Genomic DNA, 22,244 nt, shown 5'->3' on the forward strand with positions numbered 1-22,244 from the left:
GAGAATATGTTTGAAAATTTGACCCTGCTAATTATTATCATCTCTCTGTTTTGGGTAGGTGCGTTTGGCCTTTACATTTACACTTCTCGCCAGCAAAAAAATATAGGTGACGACCTGAATCGACTAAACAATCTGCTGGATGAAGCCGAAAAGCGGGAAAAATTCGATTGAGCAAACCACAATACAGGAGGTACATGATGGGGAAATGGATCATGCGACCACTTCTGCTCATGGTCGCTTTGCTGTCTTTGGCGGCGTGTACCATTGTGAGCGGCCCAACAACAGATGCCTGCAACGAGAGCGGTGCTTTGCTGCGCGATGATTTCGGTGGCGAGCAAAATTGCGGCTGGCGTGAATATAATCAGGGCGGCGCGGTGGTAGAAATTGCTGACGGAACGCTCAACATTAGCACTAGCCAGACTGGCCAGATTTGGTGGACAAATGTGGGGCGCGACTTCAGCGACGTGATTGTGACGGTACAGGCGCGGCAAACCAGTGGCCCCAACAACAATGCCTATGGCGTTTTGTGTCGCTATCAGGATGAGAACAATTTTTACATCTTCCTGATTAGCGGGGATGGCTACTACGCCATTGGCAAATATCAGGCTGGCGAGGCGCAAATCACGTATCTCACCCCCAACCAGGAGTATGTTTTCTCTGATTTGATTAATCAGGGTGTGGCGACCAATTTGCTGCGGGTCAGTTGTGTGGGTAACGAGTTGAGCCTGTCGGTGAATGGTCTGCCTCTGGCTACGGTGACGGATAACACCTTTATTGGTGGTGATGTGGGGTTGGGTGTGAGTACGCTGGAGCCGGGAACGGCCGTTGTGCAGTTTGACGATTTGCTGGTTCTCGCACCTTAGCGACTCATTTGTTCAGGTTGGTTGGGATTCTTCGTTTCACTCAGAATGACAATTCAACATTTTTGCTGTTCAATGATGTAACATGACAAAACCTCCAATTGTCATGCTGAACCCGTTCGGCTCCGCTCACGCCACAAAAGTAATCAATGATTGCAGATAAACGGTTCGTAATAAATGGCTTTGTACTGCTTGGTTTGTTGCTGTTGGCGGCCTGTGCCGATGCCACGGGCGTGCCTGGGGCTGCGGGGGCAGACGTGATTTTTGCCGATGGTTTTGTGCCGGGGCAGATGGGAAACTGGGTGATCGAGGGGGATAATGCGGGGCAAACGGCCGTCATCAACGAACAACTCGTCATTGAACTAGCCGATAACAACATCATGCAGTTTTCTACCTTGCCAGACCAATTTTTTGATAATTTCATTTTGGAAGTAGACGCCACCTTGCTGGAAGGGGATTTAGGCAGCAGCTACGGTGTGCTTTTCCGAATGCAGGACAGCACCCGCTTTTATCGCTTCGAGATTACGGGCGACGGTCTCTTCATGGTTGAGCGGCGGGATGGGGAGTCTGGTTGGACGCGCTTTGTGGATCGCTGGACGGAAGCACCAGCTATCAATCAGGGGCTGGGTAGCAGCAACCAGCTTCGGGTTGAGGCACTAGGAACAAACATCTCCCTGTTTGTGAATGACGAATTGGTGCACCAGTTTAGCGACACGGCCTATAGCAGCGGCACCATTGCCCTGGATGCGGGGACATTTGTGCAGCCGCAGGCGCAGGTGGCCTTTGATAATGTGGTGGTGAGACGGCCGTAATGGATGTGCGTATGGCGGTGGAAACGGCCGTTTCCACCCAACTCCAAGCTATTTCTCCGCTTTCCGGCGGGCAAATTGGCCAAGTGTACCGCGTGCAGTTGGCAGACGACACGCCGCTGGTTGTGAAGTTTGACGACGGACCAGAGCCGCAGCTAGACATTGAAGGTGCTATGCTGCGCTATTTGGCAGAGCATACGGAGCTTCCTGTACCGGGCGTGATTCACTCTGAGCCGCATTTGCTCATCATGGAATTTATGCCGGGGCGGAGCCATTTTTCGCCCCAGGCTGAAGCAAACGCCGCCGAGCATCTGGCAGCTTTGCACGGCGTAACTGCACCCACGTTTGGCTTTCCTTTTATGACCCTCATCGGCGCATTTACCCAGCCGAATGACCCAACAGAAAGCTGGCTGGAATTTTTTCGGGAGCAGCGCATTTTTCACCTCATGGATGAAGGTTTGCGACTGGGACGACTGCCGCAATCGTTTGTGCCGCGTCTGGAAAGGCTGTGTGGGCAGTGGGAGCAATGGCTGGCAGAACCGGAACGGTCGTCCTTGATTCACGGCGATGTGTGGACGTCAAATGTATTGGCAGAAAACGGCCGTATCACTGCTTTTCTTGATCCTGCCCTTTATTTTGGCATTGATGAGATGGAGTTGGCTTACATTGCCTTGTTTAACTCGTTTAGTACGTTATTTTTCCAGCGGTACGAAGAGATACGGCCGTTGCCACCCGGTTTTTATGAAGAGCGTCGTCATCTGTACAGTCTGTATCCGCTCTTAAGCCACGTGTGCCACTTTGGCGGTAGCTATGTGGGCATGGTAGATTCTGTGCTGCGACGGTTTGGATTTTGAGAGAAGGAACACAGAGTTACGCAGAGGAGGCGCAGAGTTTCACAGAGGGCGGATTAAAATTTGTATGTGTAATCTGCGCAAATCTGAGAAATCTGCGGATTGTTGAGAAAAAAGATGAGTGAATTTCCTGAGTTACACACATTGTGGGATTATAATGATCCGGCGGGAACAGCTGTGCGCTTTGAGCAACTTTTGCCAGCGGTGAAGCGCTCGACCAATCGGGCTTACCATGTGGAGCTGCTGAGCCAAATTGCTCGAACGCACAGCCTGCGCCGCCAATTTGCCCAAGCGCACGAGTGTCTGGATGAAGCAAATGAGATGCTGAGGGAGGAGATGATTGTGCCCCAAATGCGCTGCTTGCTGGAGCGGGGACGCACATTTAACTCGGCTGGCGAACCGGAACGGGCATTACCATTATTTGAGGCGGCCTTTGTGTTGGGAACGGCCGTTTCCCCCCAGGCTGACTTCCACACCATCGACGCTGCCCACATGATGGCCATTGCCGAGGCAACTCCGGCTGACCAGCTAAAATGGAATGAGCGCGCGCTCGTGCTGGCCGAAGCCACGCCAGATACACGGGCTGCTGGGTGGCTTGGATCGCTGTACAACAATCTCGGTTGGACCTATCATGACATGGGTGATTTTGACAGCGCTTTGGCCATTTTTGAGAAAGCTGTTGCTTGGCGAGAGGCAGTCCATCCAGATCAGCCGGAAACAATTCGTATAGCCAAATGGAGTGTGGGGCGAGCCTTGCGTTCACTTAACCGATTGGATGAAGCGTTGGTCATCCAACAAGCATTGTTAGCCGAATTTGCGGAGTCAGGACGCGCGGATGGCTTTGTTTTTGAGGAAATGGGTGAATGTTTGCTGGCGTTGGCGCGTGAGGGTGAAGCACGGCCGTATTTTGCTCAAGCCTATGCCGAACTATCTCAGCTGGATTGGCTGGAACCAGAGCGATTGACCCGTTTGCAAGAGTTGGGCAAGGGGTAATGGCAAAACGGTTGGCGGAACTGTATCCGGTGGGAACGGCCGTGCAAATCTGGCTGGGTGAGCAAGTTTGGATAAACGGCAAAGTTGTCGCCCATCAACCTCCGGCAGTGTGGGTACGCACCCAAGACGGCCGTTCCTGGTTTGTAACCAATCGCCGCCGCATCCGACTCAGCCAAAATGTAACGCAGAGGCGCGGAGGTGCAGAGGATCAAGCGTAAAATCCGTAAGCGCAACTTGCGCAGCTCCGCGAAATCCGTGGCACATTCTATGAAAGAAGAAGTTGTTCAGCGACTGCTGGAATTGAACCAAGAATTTTATGATGCCCAGGCAGACTCGTTTTCTGGCAGTCGCGTGAAGCCACAGCCAGGGTTTGCCCGCTTATTGCCTCACTTGCCAGTGCCATGTCCCCGCTTTTTAGATGTTGGGTGTGGCAACGGCCGTTTTGCCGAATTTTTGCAATCTCATGACCGCATTGGCGAATTTGTGGGCGTTGATTTTAGCGAAGAGCTGCTGGCAGACGCTGCCAAAAATGCAACGGGCACCTTTTACCAACGTAATTTGCTAGAACCAAATTGTTTAGATGAGCTAGACATTTTTCCTGCAATCTCCTGTTTGGCAGTGATGCACCATTTGCCGGCCAAGGCAAACCGGGTGCGCCTGTTGCAGGCAATTAGAGAGCATTTGGTAAAGGACGGCCGTTTGCTTATTTCCAACTGGCAATTTATGGACAGCCCACGCCAGAGGCGCAAGGTACAGGATTGGGCCGCCATCGGTTTAACGGCTGCCGACGTAGAGCCAAACGATTATTTGCTGGCCTGGCAGCGGGGCGGATTTGCCTTGCGCTACGCCTGCCACATTGACGCCACAGAAACGGCCGAACTGGCAAAAGCTGCCGGATTTACTATCCTGGATCAGTTCCGCAGCGACGGCAAAGAAGGCAATCTAAGCCTTTACACTGTGTTGACACCCACTCTGCCAATGCTACAATCTTAAACAAATCGAGAAAAAGGTTTGCAGATGAGCATAAAAGAGACGCTTCAACAAGATCGTGTTGCTGCCATGCGCAGTGGCGACACAGACAAACGAAACACGCTGGGCTTGTTGCTGGCAGCAATTAAGCAAGAAGAAATTGACGGCCAGACCGCACTGGATGACAAAGGTGTTCAGGCACTTTTGACCAAGCAGGCTAAGCAGCGGCGCGAAAGCATCGCCGATTACAATAAGGCTGGCAATCCAGAGATGGCGGCGAGCGAACAGGCTGAACTGGCTATTATTGAGACCTACTTGCCACAGCAGATGGGTCGGGATGAGATTGCCGCCATTGCAGCCGAAATTATCGCTGAGCTGGGCGTGACAGACGCCAAAGGCATGGGGCAGGTGATGGGAAAGCTGATGCCCACCTTGAAAGGACAGGCAGACGGCCGTTTGGTCAACGAAGTCGTGCGCGACCTGCTGCAAAATGTGTAGGTTCCCCATAAAAAAATGACGGCTCAAACAGACGAGCAGCCCCATTGGCGCAAGGTAATCCAAGGCTCTTTGCTTTGGGTCTTTGCTGCTGCCATGACGTTGGGGCTGACTCTGATTTTTAGCTTTAATTTAGTCACTGCCAGCGACGTGGAAGTGACTGTTGGTCAACCTGCCAATGAGGACATCTTCTCGCCGCGCAGCATCACGTATGAGAGCGATGTATTGCTAGCTTCTGAAAGAGCCAAAGCGCGTGCGGCCGTTCCAGAGCAGTACATCAGCGGTGATAGTGATATTGGCCGCAGCCAGCTTAGCTTGGTAACGGCCGTCTTCTCCTTCATGGATGCAGTGCGAGCCGATACGTTAGCTACCACAGAAACCAAGCTCGCCTACCTGCAAGCTATCGAGAGTTTGACCATTCAGCAGCAAACTGGATTGGAGTTACTGGAGCTTTCTACTGCTGACTATGAAGTAACCAAGCGTGAAATCTCGCGCATTGTTGGCGATTTAATGCGGCAGGATATTCGCGAAGACCAGGTGCGTGAATACCAGATTGTGGCTCGCCGCGAGGCCAGTCTGGAGCTAACCCAACTGCAAGAAAACGTCGTCACCAACATTGCCCCCCAATTTATCGTGCCCACCGTTTTTCCAGACCCAGACGCAACGGCCGCTTTGCGTGAGGCAGCTGCCGAAGCGGTTGGCCCCTTTGTGATTACTATTGTAGACAATGAGCGCATTGTGCGGCAGGGTGAACCCATTACCAATTTAGATGTTGAGAAATTGACCCAGGTTGGCTTGCTCCAGCGGCAGTTCGATTGGCGAGATTTGGCGGCAATTTTTGTCGCTTCGTTGCTTTCCGTGGTGCTATTAACGATGTACTGGCATCAATTTTTCTGGCCGCGCCTGCGTGACAACGGCCGTTACCTTACCGTCCTCACCAGCTTGCTGCTTGTCTTTGCCGCGATTGCCAAGCTCATGCTTACCGGGGGCAGCTTCTTCCCGTATTTATTCCCAATGGCGGCACTGTCCATGCTGCTCAGTGTCATTTATGATGTGCGCTTTTCGCTGACAGTCACCATTATCATGGCGGCCCTTTTTGGCTTTTTGGCCCCAAATTCGCTAGAGCTGGCGGCGTATACGGCCGTTGGCGGCATTTTGGCCATCCTCACCCTGCAAGACGCCCAGCGGATCAATGCATTCTTCCGCGCGGGATTGGCGGCTGCTATTGGTTACTGCGCCGTGATTTTGGTGTTTCGCCTAAACCAGGACATCATCGACGTGCTGGGGATGTTGGAGTTAATGGGTTACGCCGTAGTCAATGGCATATTGTCCTCGGCCTTGACCTTGGTTGGCTTTTTCATCATGGGTAGCCTGTTTGGCATTACGACCACGCTGCAACTTCAGGAGCTGGCTCGTCTGGATCATCCCTTGCTGCAAGAGCTGTTGCGCCGCGCACCGGGTACCTACCATCACAGCATTATGGTGGCTAACCTGGCGGAGCAGGCAGCAGAGCAAATTAAAGCCAACAGTGCGCTCATCCGCGTTGGGGCATTTTACCATGACATTGGCAAGATGAATCGTCCACCGTTTTACAGTGAGAACCAGGAAGGGGTGAATCCGCACGATGCGCTGGACCCACAGACAAGTGCGCGCATCATTTTGAGCCATGTCTCTGATGGATTAGATTTAGCCAAGCGTTATCGCTTGCCCTACCGAATTCAACAATTTATTGCGGAACATCACGGTACGCGGCTAGTGAAGGGGTTTTATTTTAAGGCGCAGGAGCAGGCTGACGAGGATGACGTAGTTGATCCCGAAAAGTTCCGCTACGCTGGCCCGCGCCCGCGCTCACGGGAAACGGCCGTTGTCATGCTGGCTGATGTGATAGAATCAACCTCACGGGCGTTGCAGCCCAATAGTGAAAAGGCGATTGTGAAGCTGGTCAATTCGCTGATTGATGAGGATTTGACTGAGGGGCAATTAGACGAATCGGGCCTGACGCTGGGCGATATCCGCGAAATTCGCAAGTCGTTTATTAAAACATTGAAGGGGCGTTTTCACGTTCGAGTGAAGTATCCAGGTAATGAGGCGTTGTTGCCGGAAAATGAACAGGCAAGCACAGCAGAAACGGCCGTTGCTCCAACCACTTTGCCAACCAACGGCACCCCAAACCCAACGGCCGTCAATGAGGAAGTGAGTTAGTGGCATCCTACAAAATTCACGTACAGCAAAAAGAGAAAGTGCTTCATTCCATAGCTGCGGCGTTGCGAACGGCCGTTACCGTTACCCTGCGCCATGAAAAGAAAAAGCCGCCTATAGAAATCACCCTGTTGCTCACGGATGACGACCAGCTCAAATCCCTCAACAAAACATATCGCGGCATAGATGCTGCCACCGATGTACTCAGTTTTGCCCCAGGGGAAGCCATGCCCGGCATGGAAGCAGACGAAGCCTATCTGGGTGACATTGTTATTTCTGTGCCAACTGCCGAAAAACAGGCGAAGCAGGGGGAGCATAGCCTCAAGGCGGAGTTGCAGCTACTCACCGTACACGGCACGCTGCACCTGCTGGGTTTTGATCACGAACAGCCCGAAGAGAAAGATCGCATGTGGTGGACCCAAGCATCCATATTGGCCCAGTTAGGTGCCGAGATCAGCGGCCCACCGGAAGATGCAGAGAGCTAGCCACCGTGTCTGCACCCAAAAAAGAGTTGTACGATCGCGCTAAGAGCTTTCACTATGCCTTTGAGGGTTGGTGGTATGTGTTGCGTACGCAACACAACGCCTGGATTCATGCGCTCATTACGATGATAATCGTGGGATTGGGGCTGTGGCTGCGGCTGCCTGCCCGCGACTGGGCTGTTCTCATTTTAACATTTATGGCCGTATGGATGGCAGAATTTATGAATACCGCCATCGAAGCTGTCGTTGACATGATCATGCCCGACCTGCACCCCCTGGCAAAAGTCGCCAAAGATGTGGCCGCTGCGGCCGTTTTAGTGGGGGCATTAGGCGCAGTGTTAATTGGCCTGCTATTGTTGGGTCCGCCCTTGTGGGAACGACTGTTTGGTTGATTCCTAGCTGGCTATTTAACCAAATTGCTAAGGAAGAACCACAAGTTTGCTGGTCGTTCGGCCAGGCGACGCATAAAATAGGGATACCAGGCGGTGCCAAAAGGGATGTAAACTCGTACCCGGTACCCTTCCGCGCTCAATTCCTGCTGTAGATCACGGCGAACCCCATAAAGCATTTGGAATTCAAACGCATCTTTGCTAATCTGTTCCTGCCGAACGTATTGATTAATAGCCCGTATCAAAGCCTCATCGTGGGTAGCAAAGCAGGGGTACATACCTCGACCACGTGCTTCTTCACTTAACATTTGCTTCGACAGTTTCAGAAAATTGGCATCCGTATCAGCTTTTTCTGGAAAAGCAAGCTCATGTGGCTCTTTATAGGCCCCTTTGCAAAACCGCACCCAGGCACCTTCTTGAATCAGTGCTTTCACATCAGCTTCAGTTCGATAGAGATAAGCCTGTAATACAATGCCAACGCGATGCCCAAATTGATCATCATCCCGCAACCTGCGGTACAAATCAAGTGTGGTATCCGTGACATGGCTATCTTCCATATCGATGCGGATGCGTGTATCATATTTTTCTGCGGCGGTGAGGAGCTGTTGCAGATTCTCATGTACAACATCCCGGCCAATGTGAATGCCAAGCTGGGTCGGCTTGACAGATACTGTGGCATTGACGCCATATTGGTGAATTTGCTGCATCAACTGAATGATTGCTTCACGGGCGGCGGCGGCATCTTCTGCTGTATCCACACTTTCACCCAGATAGTTGAGCGTGGCAGACAAGCCCATTTGGTTGACTGCTTGGCTAACCCGAATGGCATCCTGGCTGGTTTCACCCGCGATGAATCGGCTGGCAACCTGCCAGGCAGGTGGGAAACTAGTAGCGATTTGGCGTGCCCAATCGGCCGTAGAAAGGTATAGAAGCACAGAACGCAGCCAGCGTTCACTATTGCGATACAGGACTATTGTTGTAATGGCTATTGTGGTGAAAAAAAGTAAAATGCGGGAAAAAGCGGAACGATTTGAGTGCATTTTCTCAATCCTTTTTTGGAAAAGTGGACAATTCTATGATACTTCACATTATTTGCTCGATCCAAATAGAAGTGAGCATGGATATACTTGTACTTTTTCGGGCATACAGGTAGGATTTTTGCATGAGCCTTCAACTATCTGATTCATTGCCACAGCAAGGGCAGATGGCGCATTTTTTTGAGGAATATGCTAAAGAATCCAAAATTATTTTTTGGATGGCCGATCCTGTTACCTTCCAAATTACGTATGTAAGCCAACATGCCAATGAGCTGCTTGGGATGCCAGATGCTGTTTGGCAACAGCCTTCTTTTTGGCAAAATCATCTTTACCCGCAGGACAAGGAACGTGTGCTTAGTATATTTGCCACGGCCGTTTCTAAACAGGAGCCTCAAGATATAGAGTACCGCCTGAAAATAGAAGGGAATTCGTTCCGGTGGTTTAGAGACAAGGTGTGCCTGTTGAATGTGGATGATGGCCTCCGCCTGTGCGGCATGATGACAGACGTGACTCAGTTCAAAACGGCCGTTGGTCGCCACGTGGGCCTGCCAGGATACACCAGCTTTTTTCTAGAGATCGTGCAGCTTCTCTCTGAGAACGTAGAGATTCAGCAAAGGCTGCAAAAGTTGGCTGAACGATTGTGTGCCGTGTTTGATGTAACGGCCGTTTACGTTTCTGATTGGCATCTCGATTGGAGTGGGGCCACTTATTTGGCTTATCACAACGCAGGCGATGGAACTCAGTCCATACCTGCTACGCTCGATGCACAAAAATTCTCTAATCTTGTGGATGGCTTGGGGTGGCTCAATGAGCCAAAACCGATTGTAACAGATTACGAAAACAAGAATTTGCCTGGCTGGCTGCAAGAACGCTTGCGCATGCATGATGCAAAGACCATCTTATATCTGCCAATAGTATCTTTGCAAGAAATTATTGGCTTCATCATTCTGGTTGACCAAAAAGCATCTCATCACTTTTCTGAACATGATTTAGAACTGGGTCAGATTATTGCTCATCAAACGAGCATTGCTTTAGCACGTGCCCGGCTTTTTCAATCTGAAGCGCGTCGTCGGCGAGAGGCTGAAACACTTTTGGATGTGGCCGAGTTTGTCACCAGCAGCGTGGAGCTTGAAGAGATTTTGGCTCGTGTTATTGAAATTTTGCGCGTTTATCTAAATGAAGTGCATAGTTGTACCATCTCTACTATTAAGGACGATGGTCTCAGGTTGCAATCTATCTTTTCGCAATGGTCAGATGATGCATATGCCATTATGGACAAGGGCTGGGAAGAAGAGATTCGGGCCACATTCACGGCGCAGTTGGCCATCGAAAGCGGCGAGCCAATTATCATTTCTGATCTTCGGCAAGTTCCTTTTGTAAATGCCTTTACGGCGCAAAAAATTGAGGAAGGACTTCGCTCAATTGTTTGCTTGCCGCTAAAAATACAGGATCGCATCCTGGGCATTATGCATCTTCATTATTGGCATGAGGTACGGCCGTTTTCAGCAGAGGAGATTGCCGTGCTAGCAGGCGTTGCCAACCAGGCTGCAATTGCCATTGAAAATGCGCGCCTGTTTGAAAATGAAAGACGTCAGCTTCATTTAAGCCAAACATTGCAGCAGGTTGGGTCCCTACTCACAGCCAGTTTGCCTCTGGATGATGTTTATGATCAAATATTCACCTTGCTGGCCGAAGTGGTTTCATACGATTCATCATCTCTATTTTTGTTCAATGAAAATAAGCAGCTCTACGATTTGGTAGCCTGTCGTGGGTTGACAGACAGTTTTTTGCAGCCGGAGAACAGAACGCTTTCTGTTCAGACAGTACATAAGAAAATCGAAGAAAATCCTGGTTGGGCGGTCATTACGGATGTTCGCCACAACCCTGATTGGATTATTCATGAGCCGTTGGTATCAATTCGCGCCTGGATTGGCGCGTTGCTAAAGGTTAAAGGCAAAGAGATTGGCTTGCTCTGTGTAGAAAGCCATCAAGTGGGCCAATACTCGGCTGAAGACGGCCGTACCGTGGCGGCCTTTGCCAACCAGGCTGCGGTGGCTATTGAGAATGCGCGGTTGGCAAAAGAGACGGCCCGTCAGGCAAAAGAACTTGCCATATTGAACCAGGTATCGAGGGAGACGGCCGTTTCTCTCAATATTGATTACTTCCTGGAAAAAACGACCAAGCTGGTAAGCCAGGAACTGTATCCAGATTACTTTGGCTTCATTATGGGTGGTGATGAAACAAGCATCATGCACCCACACGCTTCCTATCGCGGACTATCTCAAAAGGCTGAACAGATAGATATCCCAGTACATAAAAGCATTACGGGGCAAGTTTTACAGCATGGTGAGCCGTACTATGCCCCCGATGTGCGCACAGACCCGTACTACTTTGCTACTGAGCTAAATATTAGTTCCGAGCTGGCAATCCCGCTGCTGGTTGAAAATGACGTGATTGGGGTAATTCATGTGGCCAGCCCTGAAATTGATCATTACAAAAATGAAGATGTAAACTTTTTATCCACATTGGCGGGCAATATTTCGGCCGTTTTGGAACGTGCCAAACTATATGAATCCCAGCGCAGACAAGCCGAACATTTAGCTCAACTTGTGGATCGACGAACGGCCGAATTAAAAATGGAGCGCGACAGATTATTCGCCATTTTAGAGAGTGCCGGTGAAGCCATCATTTTGACAGACACAGAAGCCAGAATTGAGTACGCCAATCCGGCCATGGAGCGTCAAAGTGGTTTCACTCGAAAAGAATTAATAGGTCAAAACCCCCGTATTTTAGGAAACAATATTAACCAAGGCTCCACTTTTAGCGAGATGTGGGAAAATTTATTGAGCCATAGGAGCTGGAACGGGGAGATAATCAATCGGCATAAAGATGGCAAGATATACGATGTGGCCGTGACCGTTACACCCATCATCAATACCCAAGGTAATGTGACTGGCTATGTAAGTGTGCAAGCAGATATTACCCACTTCAAAGAAGTAGAACGCCTGAAAACTGAATTTATTGCCAATGTCTCTCATCAACTGCGCACCCCGTTGACAAACATTAAAACATACGTTTCGTTACTCAAGAAGGGAAAACCGGAGAAATTTCCGCATTATTTCTCAGTCTTGCATTTTGAAATAGATCGGCTGGCTCGGTTAATCCAGGATTTGCTAGACATCTCCCGGTTAGATGCCGAAGCAGAACCTGACCCAGAAGCGTCGGCCGATTTTTGCGATGTGTGGGATTTGTTTTGGGACCCTTTCATTGAACGGGCAGAGCGAGAACACAAGCTGCTTGTCCTAAATCTGCCAGACAGCGTACGGGTTCAGATGCCTTTTGTACAATTGGAGGCGTATGAGTTAGAGAAAATTTTGTCACGTATGATAGAAAATGCACTGCTCTACACACCAGGAGGTGGGCGCATCCAAGTGGCGGTGGATTGGGTTGAAGGGAACACAGAGTTGCTACAATTATCCGTTTGCGACAATGGGCTAGGAGTCGATGACGAGGAACGGCCGTTTATCTTTGATCGTTTTTTCAGAGGGGACAAGGTAATAGAAGCCGGTTTGCCAGGAAATGGCCTGGGCCTAGCAATCGTGCGGGAAATTTTGGCTCGGCACGGTGGGAAGATTTCGCTGGAAAGGGAATTGGATGAGGGAACCTGCTTTACAGCTTATTTGCCTTTGGTTTTACCTGAAACAATAGATGGTTTTAATAAAAGTGCATAAATCCGAGCCATTACCTTACCCCTTTTATGCAAGGCCGGCTCGCACCGTTGCTCAGGAGCTACTAGGCAAAAAACTGGTTCGGCAGATGGACGGCCGTTTACTGAGCGGCCTCATTGTCGAAACAGAAGCGTATTGTGATGGCGAGGAGCGCGATCTGGCTTGTCACGGAGAGAGAGCCAATAATGCCCAACCCACACCGCGAACGGCCGTCATGTTTGGGCCTGCCGGGGTTGCCTACGTTTACTTTACCTATGGCATTCATTGGTTGTTCAATGTGGTTACTGGCGAAACGGGGCGGCCCAATGCTGTACTCATCCGGGCATTGGAGCCGGTAGATGGTGTAGAAAGTATGGCACAGCGGCGTGGAAGACGGCCGTTGCGCCAGCTAACCAACGGGCCTGCCAAGCTCACGCAAGCCTTGGCCATAGACAAATCTCACAATGAAGCAAACCTTTGCCAGCCGGGTGGGGTTATATGGATTGAGGATGCACCCGCTGTGCCCCCCAACCAGATAGCAACAGGGCCAAGAATTGGTTTAGGCAAAACGCCAGAACCCTGGTTTTCTATTCCCTGGCGTTATTGGTTGGCAGACAATCCGTTTGTTTCCAAATAGGCTTGGGCGCAGGTCACTTTCCAAGAGGAGAAAAGATGAAGCTACTTGAAGGTAAAAAAGCACTTATTTTTGGCGTTGCCAACAAAAATTCAATTGCTTGGGGCATTGCCCAGGCGTTACATGCGCATGGCTGTGAACTTGGTTTTAGCTACGGGTTTCAGCAGTTAGAACGGCGCGTACGGCCGTTGGCCGCGGAGCTTGGCGTGGAGTTTGTAGAAGAGTGCAATATTGAAGATGATGATAAAATTACGGCCGTTTTCCAGAAAGCTGCCGACCATTTTGGCAAGATTGATATTCTCATTCACGCCATTGCCCACGCCAAACGAGAAGATTTAACTGGCACGTTTGTAGACACAAGCCGAGACGGTTTTCAGCTGGCAATGGATGTAAGCGTTTACAGTTTGGTGGCACTCACCCGTGCGGCCGTTCCCCTCATGGCCGACGGCGGCAGCATTCTTTCACTTACTTATTATGGCGCAGAAAAAGCAGTGCCACATTACAACGTGATGGGCGTCGCCAAGGCTGCTCTAGAAGCCAGTACGCGCTATCTGGCCGCCGATCTTGGCCCCCAAAACATTCGCGTGAACGCTATCTCTGCTGGCCCCATTAAAACCCTCTCTGCGGCTGGCATTGCTGGCTTCCGCAAGATACTTAAATATACAGAAGAGCGCGCCCCGCTGCGTCGCAACGTTACTCAAGAAGAGGTTGGCAAAACAGCCATCTGGCTATGCAGCGACCTCAGCAGTGGCGTGACGGGTGAAGTCGTTTACGTGGATGCGGGATACAATATCTTAGGAATGCCTGAGCCGCCAGAGAAATGGCTGTGACACGGCCGTTTCCATCTTGACACAATTTACCATTTAGCTATACTCGTTAATTGTTACGTGTATAACAATATACATTCACAATCTTATCAGGAGCAGCGGAGGGATCGGCCCGTTGAAGCTGCAGCAACCCCCAAAATTGGGAAGGTGCTAAATCCGTCAGCAATTGCTGAAAGATAAGAGGTAGAAGCAAAATTTTCTAGCCTCTTGCCTGCCAAGAGGCTTTTTTTATGCCAAAATTAATAGATGGGCGAATTGCAACAGCCGCTGAGCCAGTTTCTGCATAGGCAATTTGCCATCGGAGGAAAATCAAATGACATCTTTTACCAAAGCCCCTAGCCTTTTGTTCACATCGGAGTCTGTAACCGAAGGACATCCCGATAAAATGTGTGACCAAATTAGCGATGCTGTGCTGGACGCCCTGCTGAGTCAGGACCCCAATGCACGGGTGGCCTGTGAAACCGCCATCAAAACAGGGTTTGTCTTGCTGTTGGGCGAAATCAGCACTACCGCTTTTGTTGATTTTGACAAACTCGTCCGCCAAGTTGTGGTAGACATTGGCTTCGACAGCAGTGAAAAAGGGTTCGATGGCAACACCTGTGGCGTGCAATCTGCCATTGCCAGCCAAAGCCCCGACATTGCGCAGGGCGTAGACCGCGCCCTGGAATACCGCAACAACGGCACGTCTGAAGCGGAAATTGAAGCGTTGGGGGCTGGCGACCAGGGTATGATGTTTGGCTTTGCTTGCGATGAAACAGAAACGCTGATGCCCCTGCCCATCCACCTTGCTCATTTGCTTACCCGTCGCTTGAGCGAAGTTCGCCGCAACGGTACATTGCCCTGGGTACGCCCAGACGGAAAAGCCCAGGTGACTATTGAGTACAGCTATGGCAAGCCCAAACGTGTAGATACAGTGCTGATCAGCACCCAGCATGCGCCAGAAGTAGACAATGACACGATTCGGGCGAGCATTATTGAGCATGTCATTAAACCGGTACTGCCTGCCAAACTCATTGATGGTGATTTGCGCGTGTTTGTTAACCCCACCGGGCGTTTTGTGGTTGGTGGCCCAATGGGGGATGCAGGTCTAACGGGCCGCAAAATTATTGTAGACACGTATGGCGGCATGGGGCGGCACGGTGGTGGCGCGTTTAGCGGTAAAGATTGCACCAAGGTAGATCGTAGTGCGGCGTATGCAGCTCGTTGGGTTGCCAAGAACTTGGTGGCAGCCGGTTTGGCTGAACGGTGTGAAGTGCAGCTTGCCTATGCCATTGGCGTTGCCGAGCCAGTAAGCATTAATGTGGAAACGTTCGACACCTCTGCATTTAGCTCTGAGCAGTTGGTAGAGATAGTCAACGCCAATTTTGATCTGCGTCCTGGTGCTATTATCCGCGATTTGAATTTACGTCGTCCCATCTTCCGGCAAACGGCCGCTTACGGTCATTTTGGCCGGGATGATATTGAAGCCCCCTGGGAGAACACGGATCGGGCTGGAATTTTGCGTGTGGCTGCTGAAAAGTTAACGGCCGTTTCCGCTTAAAATGGCGGGCTTGGCAGGTTGATGAAAGACTTGCCAAGCCTTTTTTGAGTTTGCGCGATAATTCACTTTCGTTATAATTCTTCGTTGGCAGCATCACTTGTTGTGATTTGCCAAGATTCCCAAAGAATCATTACCAATTAAACACACACCGGGACAGGCAAAATGTGCTTGCATTCGATAGCTGGGGTTGCCCTGAATCTCTTCTGGCAGTTCTATGCAGTCGTTGGCCATGCGAGTCTTTGGCTGGTTGAACGGTGTGGACGCGCAGTTTGAAATCTTTGAACAGGCTGCGATAAAACATACAAAGGAGAATAGACCCCTATGGCCGTTGTTTCAATGAAAGCACTGCTGGAAACAGGCGTGCATTTCGGACACAGAACTCGCCGTTGGAATCCGAAGATGAAACCATACATCTTTACGGAGCGAAATGGCATTCACATTATTGATTTACAGCAAACCTTAGGCATGATTGAAGATGCCTACAATATCATTCGTGAGACCGTCACCGAGGGCGGTTCCGTGCTGTTTGTTGGCACCAAGCGACAGGCGCAAGATACTATTGCGACAGAAGCCTCGCGGGCGCGCCAGCCATATGTGAACGAGCGTTGGCTGGGCGGCACACTCACCAACTGGCAAACCATTCGCCAGCGGATTGATTACCTGAAACGGCTAGAAAGCCGCCGGGATGAAGGTGATTTTGACCTGTTGAAGAAGCGAGAACGCTTACGGGTTGAGCGTGAGATTGAAAAGCTCAACATGCGTTTAGGCGGCATCCGTGAGATGAAGGGCCTGCCCGATTTGCTCTTTATTGTAGACATTAACCACGAGGAAACGGCAGTTCGAGAAGCCAACATCCTCGGAATCCCTGTGATTGCCCTGGTTGATACCAATTGCGACCCAGATGAGATTGATTACCTCATCCCCTCCAATGATGATGCAATTCGGGCCATCAAACTGATCGTGGGCAAAATGGCCGACGCAGCCATTGAAGGCACGGCGGTTCGCATGGAAACCGTAGAAGAAGAAATTACGGATGTAGACAGCTACGGAACCAGCTTTGACGGCATGGAAGACGAAGATGATGAGGTCTTGCTAGGCGAATCGACCCTGGCGAAGATGCGCGAAGCGGCTGCTGAGGCTGAAAGCGAAGAAGTAGAGGCTGAGTCCAGTGACGCCGAAGCAGTAGGCGAATCTGACGATACGGATGAATCAACCGAGGTGTCTGAATCGGAAGAAGAAGCATAATTTAGGAGCACAGTTACAAAAATGAAAATTACAACGCAAATGGTAAAAGAACTGCGTGAGGCAACAGGCGCAGGCGTTTTGGATGCCAAAAAGGCTTTGGAAGCCTCAGGTGGTGATTTTGATAAGGCAGTTGATTCTCTGCGTGAGAAAGGTGCTGCCCGCGCCGCCAAACGCTCTGGCCGCGAAGCCAGCGAAGGCATCATTGAACTTTACGCACATCCTGGCAACCGTGTTGGCGTCATTCTAGAACTCAACTGTGAGACCGATTTTGTGGCTCGCAATGAAGAGTTTACCAATCTGGCTCACGATCTGGCACTGCACATTGCTGCCATGAGTCCACAATACGTTACCAAAGATGAAGTTCCCGCTGACGAATTGGAGCGGGAGACGGAAGTGCTTCGTAATCAGGCTTTGGCAGAAGGGAAGCCAGAGCAGGTTGTTGAGAAGATTGTGGCTGGTCGAATGACAAAATTTTATGAGGAGTTTTGTTTGTTAGAACAGCCATTTGTCAAGGATGATAAAGTCAAGATCAAAGATTTGATTACCGATTCAATTCGGAAGACGGGTGAAAACATCAAGGTAAGGCGTTTTGCCCGATACGAATTGGGTGGAGAATAACCTTACGGGTTTTAATGATTTTTTACAAGGGGCGCTCATTGAGCGCCCCTTTCTTTAACAGTCATTGTGATAGAGTATTTACGCCTTTGAGAGGTTGATCAATTCTGGAGTCAATTTATATGTCATCAATTCAGTACAGTCGTGTCTTGCTTAAAATGGGTGGCGAAGCCTTAGCTGGCCCAAATGGATATGGTATTGATCCGGTAAGAGCTACGGAAGTAGCTCAGGTCGTGAAAGATGTTTACGATTTAGGAGTGCAGGTTGCCATTGTTATTGGCGGTGGCAATTTGTGGCGGGGATCAGTCGGGAGTGAAATGGGTATGGCGCGTGCCTCTGCTGACCATATCGGGATGATTGCCACTGTTATGAATGCATTGGCTTTGCAAGATGCGTTAGAGCGAGCCGGTGTGGTTACGCGGGTGCAAACGGCCGTTGAAATGCGCACGATTGCAGAGCCATATATCCGTTTGCGGGCAATACGCCATTTAGACAAAGGGCGTGTTGTTATTTTTGGGGGCGGCACGGGCAACCCTTACTTCACCACCGATTCTGCCGGAGCATTGCGAGCTATGGAGATTGGCGCAGATGTGCTAATCAAGGCCACCAAAGTCGATGCCATTTATGACGCGGATCCTATCGAGAATCCTAATGCAAAACGATTTGAAACTATCTCTTACATTGACTTTTTGAATATGCGCTTGCGGGTGATGGACAGCACGGCCGTTTCCCTGTGTATGGACAATGACTTGCCGATAGTTGTCTTGAACTTTTGGCAAGAAAATAGCGTGAAGCGGTATCTTTTGGGTGAGTCAATTGGTACCACAATTCGCAATGTGTGATTCGTGCCAATAGTCGGTATACTTATGTATAACTGGTAGCTAGTTGCTGGATGCTTTTGCAAGCAACTACCACTAACCGCTAACCACCATCCACTATGTTCAAAGGAGGTTGTGATGTTACGTGAGCTTATGCAAGATGCAGACGGCCGCATGCGTGGAGCGATTAGCTCTCTGGAGTCTGACTTGGCTGGGTACCGCACAGGCCGGGCATCGCCACAGCTCGTAGAAAGGCTGGAAGTAGAGATGTACGGTCAGGAAATGCATTTGATCCAAATGGCCGTGATTTCTGTGCCTGAACCACAGCAATTGGCGATACGGCCGTACGATGTGAGTGCCATCTCTGCCATTGAACGCGCTATCTTGAAGTCCAACTTGGGACTTACACCCAACAATGATGGCAAAATCATTCGCCTCAATTTGCCGCGCCTTACTGAAGAGCGACGGCGTGATTTGACACGGCTTGTGGGAAAGCGTGTAGAAGAGGCCAAAGTGGCTGTGCGCAATGTGCGTCGGGACATTCTGGGTGACATGCGTGATTTTGAGAAAGAGTCGCTTATTACCGAAGATGATCTCTACAGTGGGCAAGAGGATCTGCAAGAATTAACTGATAAATATGTGAAGCAGATTGATGAGTTAGCAAGCCAGAAAGAAAAAGAGATAATGGAAGTATAGTGAATGGTATGCCCAACAATGAGACGCTCCTCGATTTAGAACCATATCGAATTCCGCAGCATGTTGCCATTATCATGGATGGCAACGGCCGTTGGGCCAAAAAGCGCGGATTGCCCAGGCATGCAGGCCACCGGGCAGGGGCTGAAAACTTACGCCGAATCATCAACGCCAGCGTTGAGTTTGGTATAAATATTCTTACCATTTATGCTTTTTCCACCGAAAATTGGGGTCGTCCAGAACGTGAAGTGCGGGCGTTAATGAAGATTATCGCCCGCGTTCTGGATCAGGAGCTAAAAGAACTCAACGCGCAAGGCGTTTGCCTTCACCATTTAGGTGACATGACCGGCGTTGAGCAAGATTTACAAGACAAGGTTCACAACGCCATTGAGCTAACCAAAAACAACAATCGACTCATCCTGAATGTTGCCTTTAACTACGGCGGTCGCGCAGAAATCCTCCATGCCGTTCGCCAAATGTTGGCCGATGAAATTGCCCCAGAGACACTATCTGAAAGTTTATTTAGCTCTTATTTATTCACCAGGGGCTTGCCAGACCCCGACCTGGTGATTCGCACCAGCGGTGAGTTGCGCATTAGCAACTTTCTTATCTGGCAAGCTGCGTATTCAGAGTTTTATCCAACACCCGTTTACTGGCCCGATTTTGGTCGCAAAGAGCTGTACGAAGCGATTGTCGCTTTTAATCAGCGTGAACGCCGCTTTGGTTTAGTGACTGAGACGCCCTAATCATTGGCCTTGCCGCAGCTTTCCGGGGAAACGGCCGTATCTCACCAACCTGATAATTTATGTTCCTGCAACGTGCCCTGATCACATTTACCTTAGGCCCCATCGCGTTATACCTCATCTATCTTGGTGGGTGGTTTTATTTTATCCCTCTGGTCATTATTTTGCTGCTGGCAACATTGGAATACAGTCAGATAGTACAAAAAATTGGTTGGCACGTTCCGCCTGTTCTCATCATTCCAGTTGTACTTATACAATGGGTGTTGGCCCAATGTCCTAATGCAGACTTATTTGGGCCGCTCTTGGCAATCAGTATGTTAGCAATCACGGGTTACACATTGTGGCAGTATGAACGTCAAAAGAGCCAAACCGTACCGGCAGACCTGTTTGCTGCGTTGGCAGGCTTGCTGCTGTTTGGCTGGGTATGCGGCCATTTTTTCCGTCTACGTGGCTTGCCAGATGTGGCCTGGCAATGGACCATGCTCGCGATGCTGAGTACATGGATTGCGGATTCCGGTGCTTATTTAGTCGGCCGTTTTGTCGCTGGTCGAGGCATTGTAGGTAAACATGCACTCTCACCCCGATTAAGCCCCAACAAAACGGTGGAGGGATATATAGGCGGCATATTATTGGGCACGCTATTTACCGTTCTCATTAGCTTGTTGTTAGAGATAGACCCTGTGCATGCGTTGGTGCTAGGCTTGTTAATTTCAACGCTTGGCACTGTTGGTGACTTAGGCATCTCTCTGCTGAAACGAGAGGCGGGGGTTAAAGATTCTGGAAATTTATTTCCCGGTCACGGTGGCGCATTGGATCGCATAGATTCGCTCATGTGGACGGTCGCAATTGCTTACTATCTGGCACTTTATTTTTTGTAATGGATTTGTTTGCTCAAAAAGTTTAATATTTGCATGAAGAGACCGTTTTCTCCCACAAATCAAACGGTTACGCACTAACATTCCCACTATTGAACACTGTATGGAGGTACAGGATATGTCTAAAATTGTAACCATTGAACGCTTCATTTTAGATTATCAGCCAGATTATGCCCGTGGTGAATTTACAAACCTCTTATACGACATTGCTCTTGCCGCCAAAATAATTGCTCACAAAACCAACCGAGCTGGCCTTGTGGATATTTTGGGACGCGCAGGGGCCACCAACATTCAGGGTGAGCAGCAACAGAAGCTGGACGTTTTCGCTGACGACATCATTTTTCGTATTTGTGATCACACTGGTAGACTGTGTGCAATGGCTTCTGAAGAGCGGGATGATTTTATACAAATCCCGGAGCAATATAAAAAAGGGTCTTATGTTTTGGTCTATGATCCGTTAGATGGCTCTTCTAATATTGATGTAAATGTTAGCATCGGAACCATATTTGGTATTTATCGCTGTGTAGATTGGGATTTGCGCGGCAGAATTGAAGATGTTTTGCAACCTGGTAGAAAGTTGGTTGCCGCAGGTTATGTTTTGTACGGGTCTAGCACCATGCTAGTTTACACGACAGGGCAAGGCGTCAATGGCTTTACGCTTGATCCTGAACTGGGAGAATTTTTACTGTCTCATGAAAATATGCGTTTACCGGACTCGCCGGCATATTACAGTGTGAATCATGCTTACTATAAAAAATGGTCACCAGGGGCACAGCGTTATTTACGTTGGTTGCAGGGAAGTGAAGGAAATACAGGTAAACCATTGTCATCACGGTATATTGGGTCATTAGTAGCTGACTTCCATCGGAATTTGCTGCGGGGCGGTATTTTTTGTTATCCGGCAGAGATTAACAAGCCAGATGGCAAGATTCGCTTGCTTTATGAAGCGGGCCCTTTGGCATTTTTGGCGGAGCAGGCTGGCGGTCTTGCTTCTAATGGGTGTGGTGCTATTATGGACATTCAGCCGACCGATTTGCATCAGCGAACACCATTGTACATTGGGAATCGTTCGCTGGTTCACCAGGCAGAACGGTTCTTGCAAGAAGAAGAGGCGGTATCCGATTTTGTGGCTACTGGTTGATGTGAAAATAGCTTAAGGAGAAACGGCCGTTTCCCCCTCAAACTCTCAAGATTAGACGGCCAAAATTGAAAGGACAGGAATCATTGACGGACTATTTACAGCGTGTTATACTTTTTCAGCCTGATTACAGGTTGCCTTGTAAACTCCCTAACCAGAGAAATTGACTTTTAATACTAGATAAACATATTGACCTGCACTGTAAATTCCCCTGAATTTGTGGAAGCCAAAGTATATTAGATTTTTCAATTGCTTTTGAGAATAGAATATTTAAACCTACGAACGAATGATAAACCCTTGGTTACAAGGTTAGTGGGCAAGTCTA

23 protein-coding genes and 1 riboswitch are annotated in these 22,244 nt (G+C 49.6%); of the genes, 22 read left to right on the forward strand and 1 reads right to left on the reverse strand.

The window, feature by feature from the left end; translation table 11 throughout:
* The first annotated feature begins 6 nt into the window (after window positions 1-6).
* The 11 genes from ACOQPU_RS26095 to ACOQPU_RS26145 all read left to right on the forward strand — a co-directional run bounded on the left by ACOQPU_RS26095 (window position 7) and on the right by ACOQPU_RS26145 (window position 8,050).
* The gene (locus tag ACOQPU_RS26095; RefSeq protein WP_420642754.1) at window positions 7-171 is read left to right on the forward strand and encodes a hypothetical protein; all 165 of its coding nucleotides are present in this window, start codon (window positions 7-9) and stop codon (window positions 169-171) included.
* A 41-nt stretch (window positions 172-212) separates the two neighbouring features.
* Window positions 213-863 (forward strand): hypothetical protein, encoded by a 651-nt coding sequence (locus ACOQPU_RS26100; RefSeq protein ID WP_420642755.1) that lies wholly within the window; start codon window positions 213-215, stop codon window positions 861-863.
* 146 nt (window positions 864-1,009) lie between these two features.
* The gene (locus tag ACOQPU_RS26105) at window positions 1,010-1,672 is read left to right on the forward strand and encodes a family 16 glycoside hydrolase (protein ID WP_420642756.1); all 663 of its coding nucleotides are present in this window, start codon (window positions 1,010-1,012) and stop codon (window positions 1,670-1,672) included.
* Window positions 1,672-2,523: a fructosamine kinase family protein gene (locus ACOQPU_RS26110; RefSeq protein ID WP_420642757.1), complete on the forward strand. Its 852-nt coding sequence runs from the start codon at window positions 1,672-1,674 to the stop codon at window positions 2,521-2,523. The genes ACOQPU_RS26105 and ACOQPU_RS26110 overlap by 1 nt, the downstream gene beginning before the upstream one ends.
* 114 nt (window positions 2,524-2,637) lie before the next feature.
* Window positions 2,638-3,513 (forward strand): tetratricopeptide repeat protein, encoded by an 876-nt coding sequence (locus ACOQPU_RS26115; RefSeq protein ID WP_420642758.1) that lies wholly within the window; start codon window positions 2,638-2,640, stop codon window positions 3,511-3,513.
* A complete protein-coding gene (locus ACOQPU_RS26120; protein ID WP_420642759.1) occupies window positions 3,513-3,731 on the forward strand; it encodes a hypothetical protein in 219 nt (72 codons plus the stop codon). The genes ACOQPU_RS26115 and ACOQPU_RS26120 overlap by 1 nt, the downstream gene beginning before the upstream one ends.
* Before the next feature lie 49 nt (window positions 3,732-3,780).
* Window positions 3,781-4,506 carry a class I SAM-dependent methyltransferase gene (locus tag ACOQPU_RS26125; protein ID WP_420642760.1) on the forward strand — a complete coding sequence of 242 codons (726 nt, stop codon included), beginning with the start codon at window positions 3,781-3,783 and terminating at the stop codon, window positions 4,504-4,506.
* A gap of 24 nt (window positions 4,507-4,530) precedes the next feature.
* On the forward strand, window positions 4,531-4,980 hold the full coding sequence (locus ACOQPU_RS26130) for a GatB/YqeY domain-containing protein (RefSeq protein ID WP_420642761.1): 450 nt from the start codon (window positions 4,531-4,533) through the stop codon (window positions 4,978-4,980).
* 15 nt (window positions 4,981-4,995) lie between these two features.
* Window positions 4,996-7,179 (forward strand): HD family phosphohydrolase, encoded by a 2,184-nt coding sequence (locus ACOQPU_RS26135; RefSeq protein WP_420642762.1) that lies wholly within the window; start codon window positions 4,996-4,998, stop codon window positions 7,177-7,179.
* On the forward strand, window positions 7,179-7,661 hold the full coding sequence (gene ybeY / locus ACOQPU_RS26140) for an rRNA maturation RNase YbeY (RefSeq protein WP_420642763.1): 483 nt from the start codon (window positions 7,179-7,181) through the stop codon (window positions 7,659-7,661). The genes ACOQPU_RS26135 and ybeY overlap by 1 nt, the downstream gene beginning before the upstream one ends.
* Before the next feature lie 5 nt (window positions 7,662-7,666).
* Window positions 7,667-8,050, forward strand: a complete 384-nt coding sequence (locus ACOQPU_RS26145) for a diacylglycerol kinase family protein (RefSeq protein WP_420642764.1) — start codon at window positions 7,667-7,669, stop codon at window positions 8,048-8,050.
* Window positions 8,051-8,061: 11 nt separating this feature from the next.
* Here the strand turns inward: ACOQPU_RS26145 and ACOQPU_RS26150 are convergent, their stop codons facing one another.
* Window positions 8,062-9,087, reverse strand: coding sequence for a proline dehydrogenase family protein (locus ACOQPU_RS26150; RefSeq protein WP_420642765.1), 1,026 nt, complete (start codon window positions 9,085-9,087; stop codon window positions 8,062-8,064).
* 122 nt (window positions 9,088-9,209) lie between these two features.
* Here ACOQPU_RS26150 and ACOQPU_RS26155 point away from each other — a divergent pair, with 122 nt between their 5' ends.
* The 11 genes from ACOQPU_RS26155 (at window position 9,210) to fbp (ending at window position 21,922) form a co-directional block, all read left to right on the forward strand.
* Window positions 9,210-12,815, forward strand: a complete 3,606-nt coding sequence (locus tag ACOQPU_RS26155) for a GAF domain-containing protein (RefSeq protein WP_420642766.1) — start codon at window positions 9,210-9,212, stop codon at window positions 12,813-12,815.
* Entirely contained in the window at window positions 12,793-13,428 is a 636-nt protein-coding gene (locus ACOQPU_RS26160; RefSeq protein ID WP_420642767.1) for a DNA-3-methyladenine glycosylase, read from the forward strand. The genes ACOQPU_RS26155 and ACOQPU_RS26160 overlap by 23 nt, the downstream gene beginning before the upstream one ends.
* Window positions 13,429-13,463: 35 nt before the next feature.
* Window positions 13,464-14,255, forward strand: a complete 792-nt coding sequence (locus ACOQPU_RS26165; protein ID WP_420642768.1) for an enoyl-ACP reductase FabI — start codon at window positions 13,464-13,466, stop codon at window positions 14,253-14,255.
* 80 nt (window positions 14,256-14,335) lie between these two features.
* A riboswitch (SAM riboswitch) is annotated at window positions 14,336-14,435 on the forward strand.
* 130 nt (window positions 14,436-14,565) lie between these two features.
* A complete protein-coding gene (gene metK, locus ACOQPU_RS26170; protein ID WP_420642769.1) occupies window positions 14,566-15,792 on the forward strand; it encodes a methionine adenosyltransferase in 1,227 nt (408 codons plus the stop codon).
* A 336-nt stretch (window positions 15,793-16,128) separates the two neighbouring features.
* Window positions 16,129-17,037: a 30S ribosomal protein S2 gene (rpsB, locus tag ACOQPU_RS26175; protein WP_420645875.1), complete on the forward strand. Its 909-nt coding sequence runs from the start codon at window positions 16,129-16,131 to the stop codon at window positions 17,035-17,037.
* A 21-nt stretch (window positions 17,038-17,058) separates the two neighbouring features.
* Window positions 17,059-17,655: a translation elongation factor Ts gene (tsf, locus tag ACOQPU_RS26180; protein ID WP_420642770.1), complete on the forward strand. Its 597-nt coding sequence runs from the start codon at window positions 17,059-17,061 to the stop codon at window positions 17,653-17,655.
* A gap of 119 nt (window positions 17,656-17,774) precedes the next feature.
* The gene (pyrH, locus tag ACOQPU_RS26185; RefSeq protein ID WP_420642771.1) at window positions 17,775-18,494 is read left to right on the forward strand and encodes a UMP kinase; all 720 of its coding nucleotides are present in this window, start codon (window positions 17,775-17,777) and stop codon (window positions 18,492-18,494) included.
* A 114-nt stretch (window positions 18,495-18,608) separates the two neighbouring features.
* The gene (gene frr / locus ACOQPU_RS26190) at window positions 18,609-19,166 is read left to right on the forward strand and encodes a ribosome recycling factor (RefSeq protein WP_420642772.1); all 558 of its coding nucleotides are present in this window, start codon (window positions 18,609-18,611) and stop codon (window positions 19,164-19,166) included.
* Window positions 19,167-19,174: 8 nt separating this feature from the next.
* Window positions 19,175-19,909 (forward strand): isoprenyl transferase, encoded by a 735-nt coding sequence (locus tag ACOQPU_RS26195; protein ID WP_420642773.1) that lies wholly within the window; start codon window positions 19,175-19,177, stop codon window positions 19,907-19,909.
* A gap of 59 nt (window positions 19,910-19,968) precedes the next feature.
* The gene (locus tag ACOQPU_RS26200; RefSeq protein WP_420642774.1) at window positions 19,969-20,784 is read left to right on the forward strand and encodes a phosphatidate cytidylyltransferase; all 816 of its coding nucleotides are present in this window, start codon (window positions 19,969-19,971) and stop codon (window positions 20,782-20,784) included.
* 115 nt (window positions 20,785-20,899) lie between these two features.
* Window positions 20,900-21,922 carry a class 1 fructose-bisphosphatase gene (gene fbp / locus ACOQPU_RS26205; protein WP_420642775.1) on the forward strand — a complete coding sequence of 341 codons (1,023 nt, stop codon included), beginning with the start codon at window positions 20,900-20,902 and terminating at the stop codon, window positions 21,920-21,922.
* Window positions 21,923-22,244 lie beyond the last annotated feature (322 nt).

Origin of the sequence: Candidatus Leptofilum sp. (genome assembly GCF_965223285.1) — a bacterium.
In the GTDB taxonomy this organism is placed as follows: domain Bacteria; phylum Chloroflexota; class Anaerolineae; order Promineifilales; family Promineifilaceae; genus Leptofilum.